The 3,301-nt window shown below is 71.8% G+C and carries 4 protein-coding genes; 1 reads left to right on the top strand and 3 read right to left on the bottom strand.

Features of this window, described 5'->3' with window-relative positions; translation table 11 throughout:
• Positions 1-76: 76 nt before the first annotated feature.
• On the bottom strand, positions 77-1,417 hold the full coding sequence (gene gdhA, locus E1281_RS38680; protein ID WP_131884656.1) for an NADP-specific glutamate dehydrogenase: 1,341 nt from the start codon (positions 1,415-1,417) through the stop codon (positions 77-79).
• A 247-nt stretch (positions 1,418-1,664) separates the two neighbouring features.
• On the opposite strand from gdhA, the gene E1281_RS38675 reads away from it, so the two are divergent.
• Positions 1,665-2,384 (top strand): hypothetical protein, encoded by a 720-nt coding sequence (locus tag E1281_RS38675; protein WP_207943773.1) that lies wholly within the window; start codon positions 1,665-1,667, stop codon positions 2,382-2,384.
• A gap of 19 nt (positions 2,385-2,403) precedes the next feature.
• Here the strand turns inward: E1281_RS38675 and E1281_RS38670 are convergent, their stop codons facing one another.
• A complete protein-coding gene (locus tag E1281_RS38670; RefSeq protein ID WP_131884655.1) occupies positions 2,404-2,757 on the bottom strand; it encodes a DUF488 domain-containing protein in 354 nt (117 codons plus the stop codon).
• Between the two features lie 269 nt (positions 2,758-3,026).
• Positions 3,027-3,301, bottom strand: a 275-nt coding sequence (locus tag E1281_RS38665) for a hypothetical protein (RefSeq protein ID WP_207943772.1), incomplete at its 5' end; no start/stop codon positions are given.

Here is a 3,301-nt window from a genome sequence, read left to right as displayed (position 1 = left end):
GCGGGGGGGAAGCCGGGCCGGGGAAACGGAAACAGCGCCCTCGCCGTTGAAGGCGGCCGTTCCGTCCGGGGCTGGATCAGATGAGGCCCTGGGCGAGCATGGCGTCGGCGACGCGTTCGAAGCCCGCGATGTTGGCGCCGACGACGTAGTCGCCGGGAGCGCCGTAGCGTTCGGCGGTCTCATAGCAGATCTCGTGGATGTCGGTCATGATCGCACCCAGCTCCTCCTCGACGCGCGAGAAGGTCCAGGACGCGCGGGACGCGTTCTGGCGCATCTCCAGGGCGCTGACCGCGACGCCGCCGGCGTTGGCGGCCTTGCCCGGCCCGAAGGCGACGTCCGCTTCCTGGAAGACGTGGACGGCCTCGGGGGTCGTGGGCATGTTCGCGCCCTCCGAGACGGCCTTCACGCCGTTGCGGACGAGGGTCGTCGCGGCGGACTCGTCCAGCTCGTTCTGGGTCGCGGACGGCAGCGCGATGTCGGCGGGGACGTCCCACACGCAGCCGCCGGGGATGAACCGGGCCGAGGCGCCGCGCAGGTCGGCGTAGTCGGCGACCCGGCCGCGGTCGACCTCCTTGACGTGCTTGATGAGGTCGAGGTCGATGCCCTTCTCGTCCACCACGTAGCCGCTGGAGTCCGACACGGTGATCACGTTCGCGCCGAGCTGCTGCGCCTTCTCGATCGTGTAGATCGCGACGTTCCCCGAGCCGGACACGACGATCTGCTGGCCGTCGAGGTCCTCGCCCCGGCGCCGCAGCATCTCGGCCGTGAACAGGACGTTGCCGTAGCCGGTCGCCTCCGTCCGCCCGGCGGAGCCGCCCCACAGCATGCCCTTGCCGGTGAGCATCCCCGCCTCCCACCGGTTGGTGACACGGCGGTACTGGCCGAACAGGTAGCCGATCTCGCGGGTCCCGACGCCGATGTCGCCCGCGGGGACGTCGGTGTGCTCGCCGACGTGGCGGTACAGCTCGGTCATGAACGACTGGCAGAACCGCATGACCTCCTCGTCGGAGCGGCCGTGCGGGTCGAAGTCGCTGCCGCCCTTGCCGCCGCCGATGCCGAGGCCGGTCAGGGCGTTCTTGAAGATCTGCTCGAAGCCGAGGAACTTCACGATGCCGAGGTTCACGGTCGGGTGGAAGCGGAGGCCGCCCTTGTACGGGCCGAGCGCGCCGTTGAACTCCACGCGGAAGCCGCGGTTGACGTGGACGTTGCCATGGTCGTCCTGCCACGGTACTCGGAAGATGATCTGCCGTTCCGGCTCGATCAGCCGTTCCACCAGCTTGGCGGCGGCGAGGCCGGGCCGGGCGGCCAGCACCGGGCCGAGGCTTTCCAGCACCTCGTGCACGGCCTGATGGAACTCCGCCTCGCCTGGGTCGCGCCGCAGCACCCTCTCATAGGTCTCCTCCAGGGCTGACAACATCTCGGGTGGGGCCGGCAGGCGGGGGGCCAACGGCATGTGAAGATCCCTTCCTCGAAGTCCCCTCCACTCTAAAACGTGTTCTTCACCGCCCGTGACAGGCCCCGCCGCAGGTCCGAGCCGGGTTCGGCCGGGTCCGGATCGCCGTGGGGCGAACCGGGGGCCGGGCCGCGAAGCCTCATGACGACACGGCGGGCCGTCGGGCGTGCGCTGTAGGTTCATCGGCACCGTCGCCGTGAGGAGCCCACGCATGCCGAACCTCGACCATCTCCGTGAGTTCGCGGGGCTGCGGACCTTCGATCTCCCCTCTCGTGAGCTGCTCGCCACGCGGCTCCAGCGCGCCGGGCTGGAGGCGGAGGAGCGGGGGCGCGCCAGGCCGGACGCGCTTCCGCCGGACGAGGCGTTCATCGCGGCGAAGGCCGGTCCGGGCGCGGTCGCGTGGCGGCTCCAGCTGATGCCCTTCGGGGACGAGGAAGACTTCCGGACCTATCTCACGCGCTTCATCGTCGCCTCGGATCTTCCGATGCTGGAGCACCTGGAGCTGTACCTCGGGTCGGGGGACGGTGACGGCGCCTTCCCCGAGGACCTGGCTCCGCTGGCGGCGGGTTCCGCCGTGCCCGCCCTGACCTCGCTCGGCCTGCGCAACGGCCAGGACACCGACGCGCTGGTCGGCATGCTGGCCGACGCCCCCGTCACCCGCCGCCTGTCCGTCCTCGACCTGTCCTTGGGCACCCTCACCGACAAGGGCGCCCAGATCCTCCTGGACGCGCCCGCCTTCCGCGGCCTGGACCGCCTCGACCTGCACCACCACTACATGACCGAGGAGATGACCGAACTCGTCCGCCGCCGGTGCACCGAGACCGGAACCGCCGTCGACGTCAGCGGGCGGCAGGAGCCCGAGGAGTACGAGGAGCCGGACGAGGACGGGTACGAGGCGCCCTGGTGCGAGCCGGCGATCCTGCACCCGTGAGAGCGCCGCGGTGCTCGGGTCAGCCGGCGCGCAGGAGGTCCGCGAGGACGGCGGCCTGGCTGTGGTCGACGTCCTTGGTCGCCGTCAGCAGCGTGACGGTCCCCTGACCCGCGGACTCGCGGAGGCGGTCCAGGGCGGCGGCGCGTTCGGGCTCGTCCAGCTCGGCCTCGTAGCGGCGGGTGAACTCGTCGAACCGGTCCGCGTCGTGGCCGTACCACTTGCGAAGCTCCGTGGACGGGGCGACATCCTTCTCCCACTCGTCCAGGCGGGCCTTGTCCTTCGACAGGCCCCGCGGCCACACCCGGTCGACCAGGATCCGCTTCCCGTCGTCGGACGAGGCCGGTTCGTACACCCTGCGCAGTCGTACCTTCATGATCCCTCCCACGCCCGTCCTACCCATCCCGGCCGGCACCATTGGATCGTCGGAGGCGGCCTGTAGGTTTCCCGCGTGATCCACGAACGGCGCCTGGAACGCTGGGGCATGGACGGCCCCGCTGGCCACGGTCGGCGAGGCCGCCGACTTCGTCGACGACGTCGGTTTCGCGCTGCTGTTCGGCGACTCCGGCGCGACGTTCCCGGCACTGCGGGAGGCCGCCCGCGACGACGTGAGCCCGCGCCTCGCGGCCGGCTGGACGCCCGTGATCAGAACGGTCGCGCCGGGTCACCGCGGACGGGGCGGGCGCCGTCGTCCCCGGAGGCCGCGGCGGCCCGGTCGGCGAACTCGGCGGCGGCGGTCCGCCGGGCGAACTCACCGGCCAGGGCCCGCCCGAGGACATCGTCGTCCGGACGATGCCGTTCGAGATATTCGAGTGCGTCGGCGAGCTCACCGACGGTCAACTGCCGCACCGCCTTCACGGCCCACCCCGGAACCACCCGCTGCCCACTCCCGGTGGGCGCGGGGGCGGTGGGCGGGGCGG

This window comes from Actinomadura sp. KC345 (assembly GCF_004348515.1).
In the GTDB taxonomy this organism is placed as follows: domain Bacteria; phylum Actinomycetota; class Actinomycetes; order Streptosporangiales; family Streptosporangiaceae; genus Spirillospora.
Note: the sequence above shows the minus strand (reverse complement) of the source record. Positions and strands in the feature narration are given on the sequence as shown.